This window comes from Bombella intestini (assembly GCF_002003665.1).
Classification (GTDB): Bacteria; Pseudomonadota; Alphaproteobacteria; order Acetobacterales; family Acetobacteraceae; genus Bombella; species Bombella intestini.
On record NZ_JATM01000001.1, the window covers coordinates 247,350 to 269,695 of the forward strand.

Genomic DNA, 22,346 nt, shown 5'->3' on the forward strand with positions numbered 1-22,346 from the left:
AAAATCCTTAAGCAGTCGGATCAGTCGGAGCTGTGGGCAATGTGGTGCTAGTGGTGTCCGTTCCGTTAATGATGGCGTTGAGTGCCCGCATATAGCCCTGCATCTGTGGCCCGAATGTCTGTCCCATCATCTGGAGGTTGGTAAACTGCTGACGTGCCTGCTGAAACGCCGTTTGAGCCTGTTCCTTCAGAGGAACAACCGGCGGCGGGGCTGCCGTTAGGCTGCCTTTTTCATCGACCTGCCAGCTCTGCTGCCAACGGGCAGCGTTGTTCCACCAGGCAGCGTCCTTGTCTGGCAGAGGAATCAGTGTGAAGCGTGGGTCAGCAGGTGGTGGCTCTGTCGTGACCTGCTGGGTACCATCAGCATTATTGACGGTTTTCTGACGGTCATAATCCCATCCGATGACGGAGGCAGGGAAGGATGAACCAGAAGAAATGGCGGCGTAATACATGGAGATTTTCCTATCAGACGGTAGAGGGCGCAGGGCCGATAGCCAGTAAGTCGATGCGGAAGTTCACATTCTCCCAGTTACGGGCAATCAGATCGTAACAGGAGAGACGGCAACCGTAGCGTGTGGCTGGCTCCAGCAGCTCAACGCACCTGAAATGAGGGGTTCCGTTGATTGTTTCAGCGTAAGTCGAGATAAAAACCAGCACGTTATCCCCAGCGAACGGCACTGGAAATGATACTGTGGCCGGGTTCTGGCCTGCGATACTGAACCGCTGAATCATGAGAGGTCCGGCTTCACCCACAATCTGCGCCACGGAGTTGCCGTTGGCGCAGAGGTAATTGCCCTTCTGGTTCGTGCCGAGTAGATGGGAATAGAGGGACGGATCAGTCCCGCCGGTTCCGCCATAGTCCAGACGTGGCGCACCTATTGCGCCAGCCCATTTCACCCCTACAGCCCTGAGATCGTTGGCTCCCAGCTGTAACGTGCCAGCCACCATCTGGGCCAGATCGGCAGTCGTTACCAGATTGTCGGGCAGGGTGACGGATGGGCCAGGAGGGGCATCGAAGTTATCATTGATGATGTTGCCGTTTTCGTCTTTCACCACCAGGGTGACGGTGGACGGTTTGCCCGCAATAACGGAAGTCTGCTGAAGTTTCATGTCAGTAACTCTGCTTGAAGTAGAGAAGTCTGGCTGTTCCATTTCCCGAAACAGTCACGTCTGAAGAAAATGCGTCTTCTGGCGGGAAGAACAGGCTGGAGATGTACACCTCATCGTTGATGATGATTTCGATAGTGGAGACATCAACAATGATGGAGATGAAATACCGTGCCCGATTAGGCAGGGTTGCTACCTGATCGGCGTTCCAGATCGCCCATTTCTTCGTATCAGCTGTATCCAGAGGGCCGCCGCCGCTCTGGGCCCGTAACAGGGTGACGGTCCCGGCCTGCGGGTTCAGTGTCAGGGTTGTGCGGTTTTTGGGGCCGACACAGAAATTGATGCTGATGGCGTCTGGCCACGGGTCTGGCGCATCACGATACAACTGGAGATCAAGCCGCCATGAGACGCCCATATTCTGCACCGGAGGCTGCCACTGGCTCGTGCCAGAGCTGGACAGGGGCAGGGACAGGATAGCGTCCGTGAACTCGGCGTAGCAGTTCAGCTGGTCAGGCATGAACTGCATTCGCAAGCCCAGAGAGCCATCTACGTCCTGAGCCAGAGAGAGCCGGGTTATCAGGGAATGGTTGCCGCCGAAGCCCTGCTGCGGAAGCTCCATATAATTCCAGTTGCCCATCCAGCCCCAGCAATAGGTGTTGCCTTCGTGCTGGCTGATCGCCTGAGCGTAATAGTCGCTACCCCAGTTTAGGCGTTTGGGCGTGGTGAAGTCAGGCTTAAAGGTCGTTCCATCCCAGTCACCGATCAGATAGGCCACGCTGGAGGCTGCCTGCCCATTCCACTGTTTGATGGAGAAGGCCAGAAGCCATTTTTCAGAACCGTCCGGGGCTTCCATGGGTACAAGGTCCGGCGTCTCAATCTGCTGCCAGTCGGAGAGATCAATCAGGGAGAGGAAGGACCAGTTTAGGCCGTCCGTAGAGCTGTAGAAGGCGATACCTCGACCGATGGTCAGCTTCATGACGAACCGACTACGGGCATCATCCCAGCTCACCCTTGGATCTCGGAAATCCATACCGGGAGCGTAAACGATCGCACCAACGCCCGGATTTTCCAGCACGATACCGTGATAGACTGGGGCCAGACCGAGGGCCGGGGCGATCCAAAGGGAGACGCACTGAAGCGAGCTGGTGTCGCTGCCGGGAACTGAGATGTAGTAGAGGACGGCCCCAGCCCCATACCCCGCTGCATTGTGCTGGTCGATCAGGAATGAACCGCCCCAGAGTGCAGGATAGGGCAGGTTATCCAGATAGAACGGGCTGCGGTTGTTAATGAAGGTGACAAGGTCTGGCGTGATGATTTCCATCCATGTCTGCTGGTCACCACCCTGGCTGTCGGGGTTGCTCTGGGAGATGGAAAACCCCCTGTAAATCTGGTTTTTCTCATCCCACACTAGGCAAGAAGGGTCATTGAACCACGGCTTAACCCAGCGTTGCGGCTGTGTTTTCTCGAACGCAGCCACGTCAGCCGGAAATTTCCCGGCGTGCTGAGAGGCATACGCACGGGTGTGGTACGGGGTCGGTGCTGGATGGGCCAACGGAAGGTACCGTGCAAAGGTACGTCCCTGCGAGGCTGCTACAGCGTCCAGCAAGGCCGATCCTGGTCTCCAGATGGCCGTCATGGTGTCACTCCGATTTTTTTCAGGGCTAGTGTGATCTTCTGTTCGGCCCGTGCTGCCTGTTGGGTGAGTTGGGCGTGTCGCTGCTGGGTCTCTAATGCAGCCAGAAGTCGGGCCTGTTCACGGTCGAAAAATCCATCATCCACATCATCCAGCGTGCTGCCCAGAACAGTGGTGGGGATGAGGCCGCCATAGCCGCCACCTCCGCCGCCATTCTGGATGGCCTTCTGGAAGGACGGGAGGTCCAGCTTCATCCATGTGGGGTTGCCTGCGCCGGGCGCAGTGCTGTTCTGGTCCTGAAGAGAGATCCAATAGACAGCCGCATCCGTCCCGTCGCAGACGATGGCCCCTTTCCTGTAGGCGGAGGGAGACTGTGCCACCTCCGGCGAGAACTGTCCCAGATAGCCCGCCTGCGCCATGCGGCGGTACAGGGCAGCGGTCATGTTCAGGGAGATCAGGTCTCCACTCTGGAAGGGCAGTGGCGTTGTGCCTTCCTGCCCCCGCCAGACGGTGAACGTATCGCCATTGCGCTGCACGCAATAGACGATCTCATAGTGCCGGCTGTTGCTGGCAGAGACGAGTGTCAGGGCGATGGCATCCCCCGGTGCCGTTGGGCTTGGGAACTCCGCTCCCGTGCCGCTGGCAGCGATAAGGGTTGTATCGCCGACAGTGATGTTGCGGGCCAGAATGGTCCGCACACGGTTGGAAAACTGGAACATCACCTGCCTTCTTTCACATTGTAGGAATAGGTTGGCGGGACTGAAAGAACGCCCCGCTGGATGAGGACGGGCAGGGCGGTGATGAGCGTGCCGTCCGCCAGCCCGGCGGTGACCGTGATGGTTACGGTGCGGTCTGAGATGGCGATGCTGACGGGCAGGGTGCTGTTAAAACGCCATGCGTGGCCTTGATCTCCAGTCAGGAAGCGCATGATGCGCTTTTTCAGCCACGGGATGGAGAATTGGCAGCCGCCCCCCTTGTAGTAGTTCCACGTCAGAGCACGTTTGAAGATGTCATCGGAAACAAAGGTGCCTCCAGTGCTGACGAAGGTGTCCGTGCCGTCAATGGCGAGGGCGTTGATTAGGGCTGTATCAATGGCACCGCTGGCATCGACCAGATCGACATAGCCGATGCGGTACCGTCGCTGGCCATAGAGGCAGTAGGCGGCGTAATCCAGCAGGCCTCCCGTGATGCTGGAGCGCATGTAGAGGGGCAGGATGTGGTCATCCATCCATGTCAGCGTGCCCTGCGCTAGGCGGTTATACGCCTCGAACAGGGCCACAATATCGGCGTCATCACTGAACTGCTGGTACGGATAGGCGGGAGCTGTCAGTTCTGTGGCCATGTCACTCCCTCACGAGGCTGATCTGGTCTGGGCTGGTGACGAGGTAGCTTTGCGGGTCACAGGCGATGATGACGCTATCCGCCGCCGGGCTGGCCAATACATCATCAAGGAACACGTCAAAGCGCAGGCTGGAGATGATCGCCCCCGGCATGATCTGGAGCAGCGTGGCCTCCACGATTGTGCCTAGTTGGAGAGTGGAGAGGGGTGCGCCCATCGTCAGGCCGTTGATGTAGTTGGAAAGTGGCGGCCCGCATATCTGGGTCGCTGTGGCATCATCCACGACATTGCCGGAGGTGATGCTCCAGTGAGCCACCAGCCTTACTTGCTGCTGGAGGGGGCGGATGAAGCGGATAGGGTAGCTGTCCACGCCATCAATGGCCACGGCCACCATGTTGCGGGGGTTGGTTCCCACAATGCCATCGCCGGAATGCTGTGAGGCCGTGGTGGTATCAACCGGGATGGAGAAACGGCTGGCATCCAGCACGGTGGCGGTGAATGTGCCATTGATGGCGATGGCCCCAGTTTCTCCGCTGATAGTGACTTGCTGGCCGTCTTTCAGGCCGTGCGTTAGCGTGGTCGTGACAATGCAGGGATTGCTGCTGGTGATGCTGGCAATAGTGTTCGTGCTGCCCTGAAGGTTGACCAGATCGAAGCAGCTTTCATAGATGGCTCCGGCAATCTGGGCCGGGTCGCCGCCATCCACCATGACGCTGTAGCCTGCTCCGGAGGTGAGGGACACGCCGATGGAGCGGGGGATCACGTTCGGCACGTTCAGCAGGCGGGAGCGGATGAAGCCCGGCGTGCCCTGCACGGTACGCATCCCGGTCTGGAGGATGCGGGCACGATAGGCACTGTCCGTCTCGGCCCCTGTGCCCGGCGTGCCCTTCTGCGGGTTGGTGACGGCGAGGTGCGTGCCTTCCTTCGTGCCCGTCACGACTGTGGTGATGCTGTTCTCCGGGATGATGGTCGTGCCCGGCGTGGTGGAGAGGACGTAGCTGTTCACCAGCACGCCGCCGGAGGGAATGGTGGCACCTTCCTGCGTCTCGTAGGTGTAGATTCCGTCCGAGACCTGAAAGCCGGATGCCAGATACAGGCCCGGCGGCCCCGTGAAGGTCACATAAGCGGAGGGATTGGCCCCGGCACCACGCTGGACGCCATAAACCTCTCCGAACTCATCCAGCAGAGAGGGCGTGGCGTTCAGAGGGGAGACGCTGTTGATGGTGTCCACCTTTGCCTGGTCGATCTGGGCGAGGGCACCGATGGCTGTGCTGGCCATGTCTTCTACCAGGGAGCCGGGGAGGTTGGTGGTCACGCCCGGGCTGAGCTGTGTGGCAAGCTGGACAAGCTGATCCTGTAAGGTTTGCGGGGCTGTGGGCTGGACACCGCTATTCTGGAGGGTTGTCAGCAGGCCGGGATACTGGTCTTCCAGCAGGGCAATCTGGGCGGTGCTGATGTCGATGGTCGCCATGGGGATCTCCGGGCATGAAAAAAACCCGCCGGAAGGGCGGGCAGCATGAGGAACGGTAGGGGGCGGCTGGTCAGCTCCACGGCCCTGTCTGGCTGTAATCCTGATTGAAGGACTGTCGGGCACTGGAATAGAGCGTGCCATTATTGAGGATGACGGAAATGTCGTACACGGGGTCCGCTCCATTGCCGCCATCTTTTCGGGTGATCTGGAGGCTGGGGAAGATGTCCCGGAAGCGGCGTTGGGTGAGGTTCAGGTAATAATCCGGCCAGACACGGGAGACGAGGGTCTGTTGCACGGGGATGCCCCAGTCCGCCCAGAAGGGGCTTTCGCCAAGCTGGAGCAGTAGGGCGTTCTGAAGCCACGCAATGTTACCCTGGTCGCCTGTCACAGCCTTCCATACCCGGCGGCCATCCGGCTGGTGAACACGGGTCCATACGCGCATCAGATAACCCCACCTGTTGGGGCACCATTGTTGCCGTTGCTGTGTTCATGCGTCTTGTAAGGCTGGCCGTTTATGATGAGTTCGCCGCTGATTTCCACTCGTCCACCGGAGAGCGTCACAGTGGCGGAGCCGGTGGAGAGGGTCACGCCACCCTTTGTCAGCGTGACGGTGCTGGAGCCGTTGAGGCGGTCGGTGATCTGCACGCCCGCCACGCCGTACATGTGCAGCGTATCATTATCCAGAGCCTCCCATTCGGCGTTGCTGAGCGGCAGGAAGATGCAGGCAGAAAGGTTGGGGCTGCTGTCATCCAGCGCAGGGCGGCGTGATCCCAAGCCGGTCATTTGGCTTAGCGAGACATCAGCACTGATGACAACGCCCTTGCATCCGGGCTGGATGGGGGTGCGGACATACTCGCTTTCTGCAATCGGTACGTTCAGCGGGGGCAGGGCGGGGTTGCAGTCCACCTCAAGGCGCACCGTCACGATGCGGCCCTGCACGGCGATGACGCTGGCAGGGAGTGCTTTGCCATCATGTTCACCCACAGACCGGGCGTGCGTGCGGGCCAGACGGGGCAGCCAGTCAGAAGGCGGGCTTTTGCGGAAGTTTTTCATTGTTTGGCCTTCGGTCCCTTGGGGTAGCAGGTGAAAGTGGAGGCCCATTGCAGGCCGTCCGGGGAGCGGAACTGGCCGAGATGGGAGATCGTCCGCACGACGTATGTGCCGGCGAACAGGGAGTGCTGGCGCAGGGCGAATATGGCGGCACTGTTCTGCGCCATAATCAGGCCCGCTTCGCTGATGTTGGGCAGTTCGACCAGATCACCCACGCAGATGTCGGCCCGCATGGCTGTGGTGAAGGAAATCTCTGTCGGGCCGTTCCAGGCAGGCTGGCCCATCAGTTCTTCAAACGGGACTTTAGCCGCCTTTTTAGTGTGGTCATCGGTCGTGACGACCAGACTGTTCGAACGGATGGAGATGGCGAGATCAAGCCCTTCAGACTCCTTCCAGATACGCCCTATGCCAACGCAGAGGTCTTTCAGGCTGTGATAGCGGCCTGTGTATTCTCGTGAGGCCAGTCGCACGGCGTTGGGAATCTTGAAGTCGATGCGGTAGTTGGTCGCCGCAGCTTTCAGGGCCTGCTTTGTTGCCATCGTCAAATCCTCACCCCATCGGCAATGGAATTGCAGGTTGTCCACCGGCTGCTGCCCTGTCGGGGTCAGGCCCGGCGCAATAGGGGTGCCCCACTGCTCCGGCGGGACGATGTAAGGCAGAACATAGAGCGTCAGGCTGAGGTCCGTGCCTTCCCAGTTGCCAACGGAGCTCATGACGGTGCCCAGCAATATCTCACCGGACTGCTCTGGTTTGGAGAGGGGTAGCCCACGTCCCATGCCCGCATAGAGGGAAACCGTCTTGCCCCGCAGGTTCTCGGCCGCCTTGACCGTGGCGATGTCCACGCCCTTGATCGTGATGTTGGCTGCCCCGGAGGATGCATCAAACGTGGTCAGGCTGTTCTCTGTGAATTGGAACTGAATGTCCAGCGCACCGGGGTCAAACCTGTCCGTGGCAAAGCCGGGCACCCAGCCCGGCCCGTTGGGGTCCCGCTTGACGTAGGAGGAGAGATGAAGAAGCGTTTTGTTTCCTACGCCCAACGTAGCGGTTTGGGCGAATGGGCGGTTTGATGTTTTCCGATACTTTGCATCAACTTTATTAGGATTTTTTTGTTCGGTGATTTTTAAATTATAGAAGCGCACGGCCTTTCTTTCCTTTCGCTGGGTAATAAAAAAACCCTCCCGGTGAGGGGAGGGTTGAGGTCTCACTAAGGTGGGACGTAGGACAGATTTATTCACTTCCTGCTGTGTAATTGACGTGATATCTATAAACACTGGGCGTAGCCGTAGCATCTCCGTGCTGGGATGAGCATGACAAATACAGAAAATCTAGGGCAGATTTGGAAAAATATTTCTGGTAACTTGGTTCACTGGTTGTTTTAAGAACTTTGCAGTTCTTATGATGCCAGTATCCATCATCTTCCTTACTGGAAGAACATTCGGCTTCTACCTCAGCCTCCCAGTTATCACTAGGAGCAAGGTATTCCTGTGCTTCGCTTGGATATTCCGGCCTCATATTCGCACATGCTGGCCCCTCCTGTTTCGGGGCTACCGGGATATCCAATAACCCGAATGGGTCCTGCGGTTTTCCATCAAGTCCGTATCCGCCGGGGAAATAGGGGGAGAGGTGCTTGCCCGGCGGGATGACCATGCAGCGGGCATCCTGAATCACATGGCCTGCGCTTTCGGCGGCTTCTTCGTAGAAACGGTAATGAGTCCGCAGATAGGCCCGGCATCCAGCCAGTGTCTTTGCGGGCAGGGTAGCGAAGGCAGGGCGGCCTGCCAGTGACCCGACCTCGCCCGACACCTCATTGCCGCCTTCCAGTCTCGCCTTGGCATCGTAAAAGTCGTGCATGGGGGCATTGGGATCGAGGAACTCTGCGCTTTCGCCGGGCTCTGGCGGGGTCAGGACGGAGCGGGAGTAGTTGGGCGGACTTCCCGGCTGTGAGGCTGAACTCCAGACTAGAAAGATAAGGGCAAGTGTGCCGGGAGTAGCCATGTTCAGGCTCCTATACTGTTACTTCCAGAGTTCCATTGTCTTCACGATAGACCAGCTTGGAAGTCGAAATCGAACTTATGAGATTTATATCATAGTTCTGCGGGGAGCCAATCAAGGGCCGGAACAGTTTGTCTTCCCCTCGTGGTTCGGTAACCTTCAGGTACCACCGCTGGCCTGCCATGTTCCACCATGCAGAGATGTTGAGCTGCCCTTCCGCCACGGTGATCTGCGCCTTAAACGGCGGCGCACTGTTCTCGTCCGGCGTGAAGGGGATGATTGTGTCGGGCATGGTGGGGCTTCTTTCGTGGGGTAATAAAAAACCCTCCCGGTGAGGGGAGGGTTGGTATTAGCTCTTCCTAAAACATGAAAAAAGTTTTTGGATTATGTCAATCATACCTAAGCAATCAAAGACATTGCAAAGAACTGCAAATAACATCAGAAAGAAAAATGAAATAATAACACATAAACCATCTCCGCATTTAAACATATACTTAAGAAAAGATACGGTAATCACCAAGGCTAAAATCAATATGACGGTGCTAAATGCAAGTCTTTCCTTTTTCAATCTTTCTTCTAAATATGCACAATCTTCGGAAACATCATCATATGCGGCTGCTAACTCCTCATTGTCATTTTTTGCGTGAGCGTGAAAGGCTCTTTGAGTAGAGAGGTTACGAGCTGTTACGCAAGAGGCACTACTCTTACCGCTATAAGGCCGTATGCGCCTGTGGCGTTTCTTTTTCCTACTTCCCCCTGACACGGGCACAATACTCTTCAAAAATATCCTGATTGGGTATGCTAATTCCCTTCACGCCCTTTTTGTAGTGCTTAGCCCAAGCTCCGTGCTCCCAGTGCGTGATAGAAACAAGCTCTGGTGCAGAAAATTTCAATAGAGAGTCCGTGTATCTATTTAAAGATTCAATCTCATGTGACGATCCGCATTCTTCAGTGTGGCACCAAAAGATATTCTCAATTGGACTACGACCAAAACGAGAAAACGTTCTATAAATGCGGGGCTCAACTGGGCCATAATTCCACGCCTCAAATTGCCCTGAGAATAAAGGCGTACCATTGTTTTCTCCCATGTACGCCATCTGGGACATGTAAAGAATTTTCTGAAGCTTAAGATTTGAGATTGTCCAGCCACTGCGCTCGCAAATGTGCTTAGCAGCGGCCAATGCGCTAATAGGCATAATTGCTCCTTCTGCGAGGTGGAGGATACATTCAACGCCATAACGTTGCATACCCCAATGGGCAGTATAGCAAATTGGCGAATGTGCAAATTGATTGTGTCTATAACTAGACGATGCCCGCCTTTTATCCCTTTCAGATAACCCCCAGTCCGGTGAGCGGGCCTTCCAGCAGGTTTCCGCTGCCGGTGCTGCCCCAGCCGCCTATGCCGGGCATCCCGCCGGAGAGCTTCTTCATCAGCGTGCCCTGTTTCTGTACGGCTTCGTCAGCCTGTGTCAGGGGCCGTGTGAAATCGAGCTGGAACTGGCTGCTAGGCTGTGTCGCCGGGTTGGGGGAGGTATCTGCCATGCGGACCAGAAGCATGTTGGTGTAAATCTGTCCCGGCGTGATGACCACGAACTCCCCGCCCATCGTGACATGCTTGTTCAGCACGGCGGAGAGGGCCTGTAGCGTGGCCAGCTTCGTCACCATGGCACCGGGGCCGTTGGGCGGGCAGCGCATCTGCATGGAGACAGTTAGAGGCTTGTTTACCACCGCATTGGCGGCCAGTGTCTGGTTGGCAAAGGGGTAGGTCGCCACGTCATTATCCACCAGCGTGGATCCGCTAAGCTGGTTCCATGTGCACCACATATTGTCTAGATCAGGCAGGTTCAGCTTGCCGGAGAGGCCCCCGGCAATCAGCCCATTCACGGCGGCGATAGCTTCGGTATAGAGCAGGATGGGCACGGTGCCTCCTAGCTTTTCGGCCACACCGCCCGTCAGCAAGATGGGAGATATTTCGTAACCTAGCTTGAGAACCGTTCGGCCCACGCTGTTGAGGATACCGCCAATGCTCATAGGACTGATCCTTGCCGTGCTGCTACGGACAGGTCTTGCCCGCTGTAATTTTCGATGCGGATGATGGTGTTATTCTGAAGGTTGTTCATGACCCGTGGGATGTACTCACGGGTTTCCTTCTTCAGGCCGTCCCGCCAGTTGTCGCCCCGCTAGCGGATGTCTGCGTCCAGATTGCCCGGCCCCCAGTTGTAGGCGGCCAATGCTTTCTCCGTGTCGTGGTAACGGCCAAGAAGCTGCTTCAGGTATTTCCGGCCGATCTGCCATGACTGTTGAGGGTCAAACGGGTTCGTCCCGCCCAGGCTGTGGAACGTCTGAGGCATGGTCTGGAGCAGGCCCTGCGCTCCCACCGGGCTGACAGCGTTTGGATCGCCGTGACTCTCCGCCATTGCCACGGCCCCGGTGAGACGGTCGAGGTCCGCATCGGAGGTGCTGGCAGGGGGTGCGCTAGAGGACGCCGTGACCCGGCGGATGGAGCCGGGGTTACGGTGCGCCATGTCGAACGTATCGTCTGTCCCCAGTTCATGCGGGGTGAGGCCAGCGATGATGGCACCGACAGGGCCAGCCAGCCGTAGTAGGGGACTGGCCACGCCGCTCCCCAGCAACGCCCCGCCGAGCCTCGGTAGGGCCTTCAGTCCAACGCCCTTGAGAAGGGACGGCCCCAGAGCGGCGGCAATGCCCCCGACCAGCGCACCGTTCCCGTCCGTCAGGCTGTCCAGACTACCGGCAGCCTTTGCAGCGGAGAGGGCGAGGTCGTCCAGATGCTCCTGCGCCTTCTCGGCTCCCTGCGTCATGCCCGCCACCACGGGGGCGAGGGTGTTCAGCTTCGTGGCTGTCCATTCATCATGACGGCGGCCGACATTGAGGGAGGCTTCCTGATGGCGGCGCAGGACGTCATCAGAGACCTGATTGTTCCGGGCGTTCTGCTCCACTGTGCCGGGGATGGCGTTGACCTCATCCGCACCGGTACGGCCCAGAAGATCAGCCGTCTCGACCAGATCGCCAAGCTGCATCCCCTCGAAGACCTGCCGTTCTGCCGGTCCCTGATGGGCGTTGCGGAACTGGCGCAGGGCCGGGACGAGGGAGGCGAGTATCTTGGACGGGTCATTGCTGGAGGTATCCACCCCGATAGCCTGTAGCTTCGCTGCCTCGGCTCCGTCCCGTGTGGCTTCTACGGCGTGCTGGAGCAGAACCCCGTTAGGGTCATACGGTTCCAGATTGCGCTGCCATGCCGTGTAGTGCCCGGCGTCCATGCCTGCCATCTTGGCCTGTGTGCGTAGGTCCGTACCCTGCTGGGCGAGGCTGGCGGCGGCATTGAGGGCCTTGACCAGCCCGGCGGCAGCGGCCCCGGCAATGCCTAACTTGCCAATGGGGCTTTTGGCGAACTTCATCGCCGCATTGATGTTCTCCCTCTGGTGCCGTCCGGCTTCAAGGGTTAGGCGGATGCGGTCCCGCAGGCGGGTGTTCTGCCGGTTCCCGGCATCTTCGCCCCGGTTTTCTTCAAAGGTGGCGTCCCGGCTGGCCTTGGCAATGGCCTTGCGGGTCCTGAGTTCCTCCTTCAGTGCCCTGTTCTGGCCGGAGCCGCCATCCACCTCATCCAGAGCCTTCTGGAGTTCCGCACCGGACTCCCGCAGTAGGTCCCGATAGTCCCGCACGGAGGACAGATAGGCCTGGAAGGCACTGTCATTGACCTGAATATCAATGATGCTGGTCTGGTTAGCCATGTCTTACCATCCATGCCCGGTACTGGGCAGCGTTCTCAAAGGGACTGTCCTCGCCCATAAGCTGCCGGAAGGCGGGGCCGGTCAGCCAGTCGAAGACGGTGGCGATGATGCCCCCTCCGTCCCGCCAATAGGTGCGCCCTTCTGCGAGGTCGCAACGGAAGCGGCGTACTCCGTAGCGTTCAATGAGGAAGCGGCCACAGTGCGCAGCGAGAGCATCAGGCGAAAGATGATCTGCCGTCTCGCCCGTGGCAGGAGGCGGGAGCCGAGCGTAAAAAAAACGAGGATGTTTTCCAGCTCGTCCCGTTCATCCTCATCAATCCAGCCTCGTTGCAGGGCTGTGCCCAGCGGGACGGGGCCGAAGCCGTCATCACCCATCGGGCCGATATAGGAGGCGTTGCGCCGCAGCTCGGCCAGAAAGGCCCGGTGCTTCTCTTGCTCCTCTGGGCCGCTCTGGCGGGCGATGTCGGCGAGTGCATGGGCGGCTACGGCTCCTCCGGCGGTGATGCCGAGGTCTTCAGCCTCCAAGCGGCTCCATGTCCGGGCCAGTAGGGACCAGCAGGACGAAAAGGCTTCTCTGGAGAGCGGCGGGCAGAGGACGGTGCCTTTCCCATCCCCCACGGGCACGGCGAGGTTCAGGGCCTCGTTGATGCTGACCTCGCTCATGCGGCCTCCCACAGGTCGCCATTGACGATCTCATACCCGGCCAGCGTGACATTCCACTTCACCTGCGTGCCGTTCAGGGCTTCTTCCGGGCGGGACATGATGTAGCAGTTGCGGATTGTCCGGCGGGGCATGGCGGAGCTGTCGCTGATGATGCTGACCTCACCCAGAGCGGTGTTCTTCAGTATCTGGTTGTAATAGGCTGTGGCGAGGCTCTGGCTGCGCACCAGATTGATGACGATGTTGATGTTCTGCTTGGCTGCCTGAGATCCAACCCGGCCTGTCATTGTGTCCAGTAGGTCCGTGACATTCCCTTCTGGCTGGATTTCGATGCCCTCCGGCGTCAGGAAGTCAGAGGTGACGTTTAGCGCACTGTTGGAGGGGATGATGATGGAGCCACGCAGGCGGTTGAGCATCCCCTGTGGCGTATTGGGACTGATGGACATGGGTTAAACCTCCGTGCTGGTGGTGGTTGTGGAGGCAGCAACGCTCTGCCCACTGAAATCCACGGCAAGGTTGAAGGTGAGGGAGATGAAGCCTCGTGGTGTGGTGATGGTGGCGGCGATGCCGCTGTAGTCGCCTGCCGTGTAGGCCGCCGGGTTCTGCGTGACATACTGGGCGAACGGCGTAGCGGTGATGCTGTAGCTGGTTACGCAGCCTGCCGCTTCGCCGCCGCCCAGCGTCTGTTCAGATCGTGCCGTGATGCGATCAATACCGTTCTGGTCATAGACGAGGGGGCGGATGCCGGGCTGGCTGTCCTCAATGAGTAGGTTAGCTAGTTGCAGCTCCAGATTGATGGCTGCCCAGTCGGCTCCGTACCATTCTGACATAGGGTCGCCATTAATGAAGTTGCCCCAGAAGAGGATTGTGCCTTCCACGCCACCCTCCCGGGACGTGCCGGGGAAGCTGATGTTGCTGGTCTTCATGTTGGCGAAGGCGGGGCCGTTTCCGGCTTCTGCCCATGCCGTGATGCCTGTCAGGAAGCGGAAGTTCATCGGAGCCAGACGGTTGACCGGGCCGGGGCGGGCGGACAGGAACTGGGCACAGGCGGCGGCGGCCAGATGCTCCATTGTCTGGTTTGCGCCGGAGGCTTCTGACCCGTAGAAGACGGCCTTGGAAGGGCTGGCTGTCAGGCTGCCAGCGTCATCCTTTCCCCCACACAGGAAGAAGTAAATGCGGGCATTATTGCCCCCCTGATTGCTCATGAAGGCAGGCAGCTTGTCGTCCGCCTTTTGAGAACCACGGGGCAGCACATAGCCGTAAAAGGTGAGCGGGTTGTTGGCAATGAAGCTGCCCAGCCCATCCGCAATGGCCTTGGTCTCGCCTAGTTCCAACACCCAAACACCGGCTGAGGAATTGGCGAACCATGAGGCCACCATGGCCTGTAATTCTTGTGTGGTACTGGAGGGCGAGGCCGCCGTGCCGGATGTGGTGGCGGTCGGGCTGGTCTGTGCCGAGGGGAGCAGGGCCGTCAGGTCGGCAGCCTCGGAGAGAAAGGAAAGTGTCCCGGCGGCTGTATTTGTGCCGCCCAGCGAGACGAGAACCCCCTTCTGCTGGAGCAGGTTCGGGGCTGCGCCTCGGACGACGCTTTCATTGATGGTGACAATCTGGGGCATCAGGAAGACCTCGTGAGGGTAGGTGTGACATGGCGGATGAGTTGCAGGGCCGTGTCCCGCAGGGCTGTCTGGCTGTACATCACGTCCAGCTCGATGGTCTTGCTCATGGCCAGCGCATTGATCTCGGCACTGGCCTGCTTCTCATCCCGGATATGCGGGCTGTTGATGATGCCCATACGGTCATCATTCAGCAGTGCCCAGTGCAGGATGCGGCTGAGCAGGTTCTCCGCCTGCTGGTGGGGCAGGCCGTAGAGACGTAGCCGGACCCGCTCGGTCATCAGCCGGTGTGTGGTGGCGGTCTGCGGATCAAGCGTACCCATGCTGACGGCTTTGCCGCCATCTGGTGCATTATGGACCGCCACATAGGGCGGGGGCTGGTTGTCCGGTACGGCGAAAGAGGGGAAGACAGGCACGCTCTGCGGCCACGGGCACCAGTCCAGAGCGACCGATCCCAGCGTGGGCAGGGCCAGAAAGAGGGCAAGGCTGCTGCTGGTGACCGGCTCCATCTGCTGGAGCATGGCCGCACTGTTGATGAACTGGCTCTGAAAGGCCGGTGTGACGGTACTGCCCAGATAATGGAACAGTCCTGCCTGATTGTACCGGCTGGAGCGGGAGCTGATGGCAAAGCGTACCCCCTCGAAATCCCCGATCCAGACCGTGTCCAGGGCGAGGTCGTGGAAAGGATGAACCTCTGTTTTAGTGGTCAGCACGATGCTGCTCTGGTCGTAGGCCTGATCTTCGGTCAGCTCATCGCCGGTAGTGACGTGGATGGCTCCCTGCACATCCTGTGTTTCCCCTGTGGAGACCCAGAACACGAACCCATCCACCGGCAGCACGGTGCGCTGATACCGGGTGAAGCGGACGGTCTGGCTGTAGGAGATGTCATTAAGGCCCGCCGCCAGAGCATTGGCCAGTGGCGTTCCGGTCGTGCGGGTGATTTCGTCTAAGGAAGGCATGATAGTGGTCCTTACTCAGCCCAACCCCTGATACTGCCCAGCAGGATGCCGGTATCGACAAAGGAAGGGCGGCGGTCCCCAACGGGGCTGGCACGTTCGCCTCTGGGAAGCGTCTTCTGTTCCTCGAGGAAGGCGGCTTTCTGGCCCGGCGAAACATTGTTCAAACCAGATTTGAAGCGGTGATTGATGCCCATGAGGGCGGCCTGTGTCGGCACCTTGCCCGGCCCGAGGTCCAGACGTTCAATCTGGCCGGTAGTGATGGCCTGCTGGAGCCGGTGCGCCAGATCGGCCGCCACACGTTCCAGAGGCAGGGCCACGCCCTCATTGCTGACAAGAGCAGAGGCAGCAGCTCCGGCCATAGCCTCGGCAATCTGCTCGTTAATCCATTCCGCATTGGCCGCTACGAAGCCGGAGAAGATGCCGTATTCCTGCTCCAGTATCTCGGCCAGCTTGGACGTGGTGAGGGGATCATCCTTGCCGCCGCCATGCACCTGCTCGATCACACCCAGATGGATTTTCATGCCCAGCCCCAGACGCTGCCATATTGCTGCATGATGGAGAGATAGAATTGCCCGTAGGGGTTCTTCATGGCGTCAAGATCAGCCAGGGAGAGGTTCTTCAGGCTGTCGGGGATCATCCAGCTCTGGGAGGTACCATTATCGCTGCTGGATTGGATGAGGCCCGGCGTGGTGCTGTTCATACCTAGCTGCTCCCGTACCTTGGCCCAGTATCCCGGTGGCGTGCTGCTGGTCGTGTCCTGAGCGAACTTGAGTAGGTAGGAGGCTGCCAGATTGTACACGCAGTCCGTGTACAGGGAGCCATCAATCAGCCGCAGGTCACGGATGACGAGATCATTGGCCAGACGGAAGACCATGCCCAGCACGCCACCAGGAGGGACGGCCCCGCCGGGCACCTGCATGATGTCCCGCACGAACGCCTGAAAGCCCTCCGGTGTTGGCGTGCTTTCATCCGGCATGGTCATTCTCCGTCAGCGTGATACGTTTCCTTGGAGAAGGCGGATGGGGCTGTGTCGCTGTCGGACTGTGTGGAGATTTCCACATCAAGCGAGCGTGTCTTGTTGCGGCGGCCCTTCGTCTTGGCGATGGTCTGCCCGGCGATTTGCTCGGCAGAGGCTCTGCGGTTGCGGGCACCTTCCGCCTTCAGCTTCTCGTGATTGTCCTGCACGCCATCGGCCAGAGCCTGAAAATCGACCGGCCTGTCCTCGGAATAGACCAGTCCCCGGTAGGTCGGGTTCCGCAGGGCGTCCCGGCTGTTACAGAAGCCAAAGGCCCGATGCTGGTGGATGATGTCCCGCACATCTTCAGGGTCCAGATCATCAATGACAATCTGCGCCCCTGGCCGGATGGTGGAGCGGCTGGGGTTGTCCACCCGGTCGCCGGGCCTGCGGAAGGTGAAAATATGCGTCTGGTTGGTGGGATTGCCGACAAAGAGCTTCATGGATGATCCTCAATGATGGAGAGGGGAGAGGTCATGCCCCTCCGCCTCGTTATGGCCCTTACGAGCCTGTCTTGGCCGCTGTGCCGCCGCTGGCCGTGCTGGCGGTCTGTGTTGCCTGCGCTGCCTGGGCGGTGTTCAGGGAGAACTCGTTGCCGTCCGCCACGGGGATGGAGAGGATGGCCGTGGCCTCACCACGCAGGGACCAGCCGGAGGTGACTGTCATGAAGCTCACCGTGTCCGTCCCCTCGGCCCCGATAGGCCCGGAGATCTCGGCGGGTACCTCACGGTCCACGAACAGGGCGTTGCAGGCCCGCTCGTCAGGCTGGAACTCATCGCCAAACACGTTGGTATCAAACTGGCCCTGTGCTCCCATGTCCGGCAGTTCCGGGATGGTCAGGATGACCGCATCCGTGCCGCTTTCACCACGACCCCGCAGCGTGTCATCCGGCGCAAACTGCACGTCCACGTTGGAGGCCTTCATCACGTCAATGATGGACTGGATGATGCTGGCAGACCCGGCACCGGGACGCTGGTAGGACGTCAGCTCCACGATGCGGGAGGCCAGAAGCCCCAGCACACGCTGCGGGGCGAGGAAGACGACCCGTACCGGTGGTCCGCCCGCATTATACTGGGCGGAGATGCCCAGAAGGTTGCAGGCGTTCAGGCGGCCTGTGATGGCTCGTAGGAACGCCTGTAATGCCTGACCGGGGTCATAATCATCCAGCGTGGTCTTGCCGTTACTGTCGGCCTGAAGCCGTTCCCGCACCGTGCCGGAGGCACTGTTGATGAGGCCCTCGCCATTCTGTGGATTGAAGCCGAACAGGGCGGCATCACGCAGGAGCTGGAAATGGGCCTGACGCATGGCCATGGTGTAGGCACTGGCCAGGGAGATGTTCCAGTTCGAGGCGGCGTTGAGGTCTTCACGGGAATAGGCGACACGTACCTTCTGCTCGTAAGCCGGGGTGGTGATGTAGTCGGCCTTGATGCTGACGCTGGGCAGCTCGTTGTAGCCTGTCTGGCTACCCTTTGCGAGGGTGCGGAGGTCCAGCACCGGGACATAGACGGCCTTTGCGCCTTCGGTCAGCTTTACATCCGGCCCATCACCGGGAAAGAGCCTCATGAAGCCGGAGCGGACGGCATTATTGAGCAAGAAGCGGGGAGAGGTGAATGACGGATTGACCGTCATCCGGGCGGGGGCAATCAGTGCCATGAGCGTATCCTTTCAGAGGGTCAGAGCTGGATGAGGACGAGAACGGAGCTGGCCTTCGGGTCGTCTGAGCGCAGCCAGTTGAGGGTGCCTTCCGTCTGGTCGTAATTCACCAGCAGGCCGCCGGTCTCATAGACCTCCAGCAGGCGCACCGGGATGGTGGAGCCGTTACTCCCTGCCACTAGACGCTGGTTCTGGAAGTCCCAGCCGAAGGAACCGTTGGTCAGCTGCCCGACCTGATTGAGCAGGGCCGGGTCAGCCGGAACAGGCACTCGCACGTTGGAGCCAAAGCGGGCAAAGCCGATGGAGTTGCCGGGATAGGCCTGCGGGGCACGGCTGGAGGGCGTGATAACCATGTGGTTGGCATGGTCGTACAGTGCAAAGCCGGTGATGTCCGTTGTGGAGGTGGCCCGCTTGAGGGCGGACCCCATGCGGCCATTATTGGGGGATGTGCCGCTGTTGACACTGGCCCCCATGCCGGGGATGCGCCCGATCCGCTCGGAGACGGCAACGCCGCCCCACATGGGCAGCGTTTCTTCCTGATCGACATAGCCGATGGAGAGGCGGTAGCGGGCTGCCGGGTCGGCCACCATGAGGCCCTGAATGGCCCCTGTCGTGGAGCTGTTGAACAGGCCGGAAGCCTGTGTCGTGGCGTAGGGGGAGAAAGAAGGCGTATTTGTTGCCATGAGGGAAGTTCCTTATCAGGCCATGAAGTTGCCGAAGGCACCACGGAAGCCGCCCCGGTAATCAGTGCGGGTGTGGCCGGTCTCGCTGATCTCATTATGTTCTTCGTCAGAGAGGGGGCGGGTGCTGGCCTTCAGCTCATCCAGCTCCTTCCGGCGTTCCGCATCTCGGCGGTCCATTTCGGCCAGACGCTCACGGGTTTCCCGCTCAGCATCCGTCTCAGCCTTCACATAGTCATCCGGGTTGCCGCCGCAATCTGCCACACACTGGGCAATGGCCTTGTCATCGCAGCCATTGGCCCGCATGTTCTCGACCATCCGGGCCATCTGTTCGGGGGGCATTGTCATGTCCTTGCGTTCCACTGTCTCGGTGGCCGGGCCTTCCAGACCGTCCTTGCTGTCCTTTTCGGTCTGGGCTTCCACGGCCTTTTCAGCCTGCCCCTTGCCGCCTTCCGCACTGTCCTTGCGGTCACGACGGTCTTTCAGGGCGTCGTTGGCGATCTTCTCCAGAGCATCAGCCAGCTTTTCCTTGTCCTCTGGAGCTTCGGCGTTAGTCTGGGGGAGCGGCTCGCCGGGGATGTGGTTGGAAGGCATGGCACCTTCGCCATCATGCTGGGCGATGTCCTTGCCAATCTTCATGAGCTGCTGGGCGATCTCTTTTTCATTCGGCCCTTTGTCTTCACCATCCGTGCGGGCGGTGGCGGCCCCTTCGATCAGCCCCTTGAGCTTGTCCAGCTGCTCCAGCAGCGAGGCGAACAGGGCAGAGCTTTCCTTGTTGCCGTTGTCTTCGGCGTCGTTGCGCCCATCCGTGCAACGCTGTGTCAGCGCATCGCAGGTGGAACGCATGGCAGAGTTCAGATCGGCCATGTGTGTATCTCCATCTTGTCGTGAAAGTGAGGAATCAATCCCCGTGGGTGGCCCGTACTTGTCCCAGACACCGGCTGAGACGATGGCGAGGTGATCGGGATGGAAGGGGGCACCCTCCACCAGCAGGGTAGTGCCGTCCTGCCCCAGAGGGCGGGTGACACTGTCCTTGCCTGTCAGTACGCCCGGCGAGGTGGACCACTGTTCATCCGTCAGAGCCTTGGCAACAGCTCTGTTCTGGATGCGGACGATGGCCCAGAGTTCATCCCCCTTGATGTAGGGAAGGACGACCTGCCCGACTGACCGCTCCCGGTAGAAGGCGTCCGTGATGACGGGTGTTTCTTCCGGGTGTTCCAGAACGACCGGCATGCCCTGGCAGGCCTGCATGACCTCCGGGGTGAGCCAGTCATCCCGGCTGCGATAGGCGTATTCCTGCCGGTCTCCGCCCCTGTAGGCCCAGCCTGTCCCGCTGATGCGCATGGCAAAGAGCGTGACATTCATGAAGCGTTGAGGGCTGGTATAGGTGCCGTCCGCCATCTTCTGGCAGATGCCGCCCATGTTCATGGTGAAGCGGTCCAGCACGTCCGCCGTGCCGGGGAACAGGGTGGAGGGCAGTTTATTGCCTGCGAACCAGCCCCAGCCCGTATGCTCGTCATTCAGGCGGGGCGTGAACTCCTCATCCAGCTGCATGGCATAGGCCCGGAAGTCCCCCGGCCCATCATGGCGGGGCATCTGGACAGACCAGAGCGTCTTGCCCTCCGGAGCGGTGCTGATCTCCTCCATCGCCTCACGGGCGGCGGTTTCCGGCGGGGTTTCGCTGCCTTCACTCTTTCCCGCCACAATGCCCCATGTGCCATCAGCCCGCTTAAGCAGCAGCACACGCCCGGCGGCGGTATAGACAATACCGGCAGCAGTAACGGAGGACATGGCGGCGTCTTTCTGTTCGTGATCCGTGCTGCGGAAATGCTCCGGCGGCAGGAGAGGGATGACGTCCGGCTCATAATCGTCTTGACGGGAGCCGTCCTTGCGCTCCATATTTGGTGGCGAAGCGGGTGAATCTTCGCTCATCCAGCACTCGGCATCGGCCTGTTCCGGGTGGCTTTGGTTACGAAACTTTCGACCATGGTCGTGACGGTCGTCGGGAGAAGTTAGCGAGTTCTCCGCCCGTTTCTTCATGTTTTTGATGTAGCCTTCATTGGTTGGGAAGGCTGTCTTGACTGAATAGTAATTGCCTTTCGGAATCAGCCTGAGAGAGGATAGAAGCGGCCTTCCATTAGGGGATTCCCCAACAATCTGGCGTGTGCCGTGTCGTGCGCTTGCAAAGTCATCAGCATAGTTTTCCATGATGTGCGAGATGAAATGAAGCGCATTGCGAAATCCCATCTCCCTGATTTCTTTGCCATGCCTGTACTCGATATGGCGGCGGCCATAGCCTGACCCATCCGGCCTTTCTGTGTTTTGCCGCCCTTCCTCAAGAAGGGCCGGGACGGCAACACCGGCATCTTTGGGGTGAGGCAGCTCCTTGATGACAAGGGGGCGGCGTATTTCGTCTTCGCCACGAGTATCATGCCCTGTGTCTCCCATAGTCCAGCTTCTGGAGCCATAAGCGGGGCGGTTGTTTTCAGCCTTCTCCAGTCGGTCCAGCAGCTTGCCGTGCCGTTTCTGCAGTTCCTTGCGCCGGGCACCGCCTTCGCTGACCCACCGCCCGTATTCATCCCGTGGGCGGTCGTCACTGGAAGGCATGGCAGCGTCTTTCTGGTCGTGAACCGTGTGGCGGAAATGCTCCGGCGGCAGGAGAGGGATGACGTCCGGCTCATAATCGTCTTGACGGAAGCCGTCCTTGCGCTCCATATCTAGCGCAGCAGGTGAATCTTCGCCTTGCCCCGCTTCCCCGGCCTTTAGGGAATGACGTTGGGTTGTTAACTTGTGGTTATGGCCGTGTTGACCACTAGGGGAAGGTCGCGAACTCCCCGCCTGCTGTCTCAAACCTTCAATGTAGCCTTTATTTGTCGGAAAGGCCGTCCGCACGGAGTAGTGATCTCCATGTGGGACTAGGTTCAGGGCTGTCAGTAACGGCGTCCCATGCGGGTCTTCAGCCGTAAGCTGCCTAGTGGGATGTCGGGGACTCTGAAAGTCATCCGTATGGTTCTCTACGGCATGTCCCACGAACTCCAGGGCGTTCCTGTATCCAAGGTCCCTGATTTCCTTCCCGTGCCTGTATTCGATGTGGCGGCGGCCATAGCCGCTACCCCGTCCGTTCTTCTTGCGGGTGTCCTGCGTTCCTTCATGGAAGCCCACCGGCACCTGAACGCTCTGGTCCTCAGGGTGGGGTATTTCTCCCACGATGACGGGGCGTTTCAGGGGCGGTTCTTTCCTCGTATCATGCCCCGTTGAAGGCATGTTCCATGCCTTGTCTCCATAAGCTGGCGGGTTGGCATGTTCCTTCTCCAGTCGGTCCAGCAGCTTGCCGTGCCGCTCCTGCAATTTCTTGCGCTGGGCACCGCCTTCGCTGACCCACCGCCCGTATTCATCCCGTGGGCGGTCGTCACTGGAAGGCAT

24 protein-coding genes are annotated in these 22,346 nt (G+C 59.5%); all 24 read right to left on the minus strand.

The features are described from left to right. Positions 1-7: 7 nt before the first annotated feature. The 24 genes from AL01_RS01145 to AL01_RS01260 all read right to left on the minus strand — a co-directional run bounded on the left by AL01_RS01145 (position 8) and on the right by AL01_RS01260 (position 22,346). Positions 8-451: a hypothetical protein gene (locus tag AL01_RS01145; RefSeq protein WP_077395436.1), complete on the minus strand. Its 444-nt coding sequence runs from the start codon at positions 449-451 to the stop codon at positions 8-10. Between the two features lie 13 nt (positions 452-464). After that, on the minus strand, positions 465-1,109 hold the full coding sequence (locus AL01_RS01150; protein WP_077395437.1) for an Ig-like domain-containing protein: 645 nt from the start codon (positions 1,107-1,109) through the stop codon (positions 465-467). A 1-nt stretch (position 1,110) separates the two neighbouring features. Beyond that, positions 1,111-2,742, minus strand: coding sequence for a GH32 C-terminal domain-containing protein (locus AL01_RS01155; protein ID WP_077395438.1), 1,632 nt, complete (start codon positions 2,740-2,742; stop codon positions 1,111-1,113). Next, complete coding sequence (locus AL01_RS01160) at positions 2,739-3,458, minus strand: hypothetical protein (RefSeq protein ID WP_077395439.1); 720 nt, start codon at positions 3,456-3,458, stop codon at positions 2,739-2,741. The genes AL01_RS01155 and AL01_RS01160 overlap by 4 nt, the downstream gene beginning before the upstream one ends. Beyond that, the gene (locus AL01_RS01165) at positions 3,458-4,081 is read right to left on the minus strand and encodes a hypothetical protein (protein WP_077395440.1); all 624 of its coding nucleotides are present in this window, start codon (positions 4,079-4,081) and stop codon (positions 3,458-3,460) included. Before AL01_RS01165 ends, AL01_RS01160 begins: the two co-directional genes overlap by 1 nt. 1 nt (position 4,082) lies before the next feature. Then, a complete protein-coding gene (locus tag AL01_RS01170) occupies positions 4,083-5,549 on the minus strand; it encodes a baseplate J/gp47 family protein (RefSeq protein ID WP_077395441.1) in 1,467 nt (488 codons plus the stop codon). Between the two features lie 70 nt (positions 5,550-5,619). Next, positions 5,620-5,991, minus strand: a complete 372-nt coding sequence (locus AL01_RS01175; protein WP_077395442.1) for a hypothetical protein — start codon at positions 5,989-5,991, stop codon at positions 5,620-5,622. Beyond that, positions 5,991-6,602, minus strand: coding sequence for a hypothetical protein (locus tag AL01_RS01180; RefSeq protein WP_077395443.1), 612 nt, complete (start codon positions 6,600-6,602; stop codon positions 5,991-5,993). The genes AL01_RS01175 and AL01_RS01180 overlap by 1 nt, the downstream gene beginning before the upstream one ends. Next, positions 6,599-7,738, minus strand: coding sequence for a hypothetical protein (locus AL01_RS01185; protein WP_077395444.1), 1,140 nt, complete (start codon positions 7,736-7,738; stop codon positions 6,599-6,601). Before AL01_RS01185 ends, AL01_RS01180 begins: the two co-directional genes overlap by 4 nt. Before the next feature lie 88 nt (positions 7,739-7,826). Then, positions 7,827-8,594, minus strand: coding sequence for a hypothetical protein (locus AL01_RS01190; RefSeq protein WP_077395445.1), 768 nt, complete (start codon positions 8,592-8,594; stop codon positions 7,827-7,829). Positions 8,595-8,604: 10 nt separating this feature from the next. Then, complete coding sequence (locus AL01_RS01195) at positions 8,605-8,883, minus strand: hypothetical protein (protein WP_077395446.1); 279 nt, start codon at positions 8,881-8,883, stop codon at positions 8,605-8,607. A 454-nt stretch (positions 8,884-9,337) separates the two neighbouring features. After that, a complete protein-coding gene (locus AL01_RS01200; RefSeq protein WP_158075908.1) occupies positions 9,338-9,787 on the minus strand; it encodes a Panacea domain-containing protein in 450 nt (149 codons plus the stop codon). Positions 9,788-9,920: 133 nt separating this feature from the next. After that, entirely contained in the window at positions 9,921-10,622 is a 702-nt protein-coding gene (locus AL01_RS01205; RefSeq protein WP_077395448.1) for a hypothetical protein, read from the minus strand. Positions 10,623-10,771: 149 nt separating this feature from the next. Continuing rightward, the gene (locus tag AL01_RS09425; RefSeq protein ID WP_077395449.1) at positions 10,772-12,343 is read right to left on the minus strand and encodes a lytic transglycosylase domain-containing protein; all 1,572 of its coding nucleotides are present in this window, start codon (positions 12,341-12,343) and stop codon (positions 10,772-10,774) included. Positions 12,344-12,424: 81 nt separating this feature from the next. Continuing rightward, on the minus strand, positions 12,425-13,006 hold the full coding sequence (locus AL01_RS01215; RefSeq protein ID WP_077395450.1) for a hypothetical protein: 582 nt from the start codon (positions 13,004-13,006) through the stop codon (positions 12,425-12,427). Further along, the gene (locus AL01_RS01220) at positions 13,003-13,449 is read right to left on the minus strand and encodes a hypothetical protein (protein WP_077395451.1); all 447 of its coding nucleotides are present in this window, start codon (positions 13,447-13,449) and stop codon (positions 13,003-13,005) included. The genes AL01_RS01215 and AL01_RS01220 overlap by 4 nt, the downstream gene beginning before the upstream one ends. A 3-nt stretch (positions 13,450-13,452) precedes the next feature. Continuing rightward, positions 13,453-14,619, minus strand: a complete 1,167-nt coding sequence (locus AL01_RS01225) for a hypothetical protein (protein WP_077395452.1) — start codon at positions 14,617-14,619, stop codon at positions 13,453-13,455. Next, positions 14,619-15,575 (minus strand): hypothetical protein, encoded by a 957-nt coding sequence (locus AL01_RS01230; RefSeq protein WP_077395453.1) that lies wholly within the window; start codon positions 15,573-15,575, stop codon positions 14,619-14,621. The genes AL01_RS01225 and AL01_RS01230 overlap by 1 nt, the downstream gene beginning before the upstream one ends. Before the next feature lie 11 nt (positions 15,576-15,586). After that, complete coding sequence (locus AL01_RS01235) at positions 15,587-16,096, minus strand: hypothetical protein (protein WP_077395454.1); 510 nt, start codon at positions 16,094-16,096, stop codon at positions 15,587-15,589. Further along, positions 16,093-16,551 (minus strand): hypothetical protein, encoded by a 459-nt coding sequence (locus AL01_RS01240; protein ID WP_241502643.1) that lies wholly within the window; start codon positions 16,549-16,551, stop codon positions 16,093-16,095. Before AL01_RS01240 ends, AL01_RS01235 begins: the two co-directional genes overlap by 4 nt. 2 nt (positions 16,552-16,553) lie before the next feature. Beyond that, entirely contained in the window at positions 16,554-17,033 is a 480-nt protein-coding gene (locus AL01_RS01245) for a hypothetical protein (RefSeq protein WP_077395456.1), read from the minus strand. A gap of 58 nt (positions 17,034-17,091) precedes the next feature. Then, positions 17,092-18,243 (minus strand): major capsid family protein, encoded by a 1,152-nt coding sequence (locus tag AL01_RS01250; protein WP_077395457.1) that lies wholly within the window; start codon positions 18,241-18,243, stop codon positions 17,092-17,094. 20 nt (positions 18,244-18,263) lie between these two features. Further along, complete coding sequence (locus AL01_RS01255; RefSeq protein WP_077395458.1) at positions 18,264-18,926, minus strand: hypothetical protein; 663 nt, start codon at positions 18,924-18,926, stop codon at positions 18,264-18,266. A gap of 15 nt (positions 18,927-18,941) precedes the next feature. Further along, entirely contained in the window at positions 18,942-22,346 is a 3,405-nt protein-coding gene (locus AL01_RS01260; protein ID WP_077395459.1) for an NUDIX hydrolase, read from the minus strand.

Bases quoted from the DNA above. Each gene is read 5' to 3' on its own strand.
- AL01_RS01170 (WP_077395441.1), bottom strand. From the start codon at position 5,549: ATGGCGACCATCGACATCAGCACCGCCCAGATTGCCCTGCTGGAAGAC.
- AL01_RS01165 (WP_077395440.1), bottom strand. From the start codon at position 4,081: ATGGCCACAGAACTGACAGCTCCCGCCTATCCGTACCAGCAGTTCAGT.
- AL01_RS01200 (WP_158075908.1), bottom strand. From the start codon at position 9,787: ATGCCTATTAGCGCATTGGCCGCTGCTAAGCACATTTGCGAGCGCAGT.
- AL01_RS01245 (WP_077395456.1), bottom strand. From the start codon at position 17,033: ATGAAGCTCTTTGTCGGCAATCCCACCAACCAGACGCATATTTTCACC.
- AL01_RS01220 (WP_077395451.1), bottom strand. From the start codon at position 13,449: ATGTCCATCAGTCCCAATACGCCACAGGGGATGCTCAACCGCCTGCGT.
- AL01_RS01260 (WP_077395459.1), bottom strand. From the start codon at position 22,346: ATGCCTTCCAGTGACGACCGCCCACGGGATGAATACGGGCGGTGGGTC.
- AL01_RS01230 (WP_077395453.1), bottom strand. From the start codon at position 15,575: ATGCCTTCCTTAGACGAAATCACCCGCACGACCGGAACGCCACTGGCC.
- AL01_RS01180 (WP_077395443.1), bottom strand. From the start codon at position 6,602: ATGAAAAACTTCCGCAAAAGCCCGCCTTCTGACTGGCTGCCCCGTCTG.
- AL01_RS01145 (WP_077395436.1), bottom strand. From the start codon at position 451: ATGTATTACGCCGCCATTTCTTCTGGTTCATCCTTCCCTGCCTCCGTC.
- AL01_RS01150 (WP_077395437.1), bottom strand. From the start codon at position 1,109: ATGAAACTTCAGCAGACTTCCGTTATTGCGGGCAAACCGTCCACCGTC.
- AL01_RS01250 (WP_077395457.1), bottom strand. From the start codon at position 18,243: ATGGCACTGATTGCCCCCGCCCGGATGACGGTCAATCCGTCATTCACC.
- AL01_RS01225 (WP_077395452.1), bottom strand. From the start codon at position 14,619: ATGCCCCAGATTGTCACCATCAATGAAAGCGTCGTCCGAGGCGCAGCC.
- AL01_RS01190 (WP_077395445.1), bottom strand. From the start codon at position 8,594: ATGGCTACTCCCGGCACACTTGCCCTTATCTTTCTAGTCTGGAGTTCA.
- AL01_RS01255 (WP_077395458.1), bottom strand. From the start codon at position 18,926: ATGGCAACAAATACGCCTTCTTTCTCCCCCTACGCCACGACACAGGCT.
- AL01_RS01155 (WP_077395438.1), bottom strand. From the start codon at position 2,742: ATGACGGCCATCTGGAGACCAGGATCGGCCTTGCTGGACGCTGTAGCA.
- AL01_RS09425 (WP_077395449.1), bottom strand. From the start codon at position 12,343: ATGGCTAACCAGACCAGCATCATTGATATTCAGGTCAATGACAGTGCC.
- AL01_RS01175 (WP_077395442.1), bottom strand. From the start codon at position 5,991: ATGCGCGTATGGACCCGTGTTCACCAGCCGGATGGCCGCCGGGTATGG.
- AL01_RS01215 (WP_077395450.1), bottom strand. From the start codon at position 13,006: ATGAGCGAGGTCAGCATCAACGAGGCCCTGAACCTCGCCGTGCCCGTG.
- AL01_RS01240 (WP_241502643.1), bottom strand. From the start codon at position 16,551: ATGCCGGATGAAAGCACGCCAACACCGGAGGGCTTTCAGGCGTTCGTG.
- AL01_RS01195 (WP_077395446.1), bottom strand. From the start codon at position 8,883: ATGCCCGACACAATCATCCCCTTCACGCCGGACGAGAACAGTGCGCCG.
- AL01_RS01160 (WP_077395439.1), bottom strand. From the start codon at position 3,458: ATGTTCCAGTTTTCCAACCGTGTGCGGACCATTCTGGCCCGCAACATC.
- AL01_RS01205 (WP_077395448.1), bottom strand. From the start codon at position 10,622: ATGAGCATTGGCGGTATCCTCAACAGCGTGGGCCGAACGGTTCTCAAG.
- AL01_RS01235 (WP_077395454.1), bottom strand. From the start codon at position 16,096: ATGAAAATCCATCTGGGTGTGATCGAGCAGGTGCATGGCGGCGGCAAG.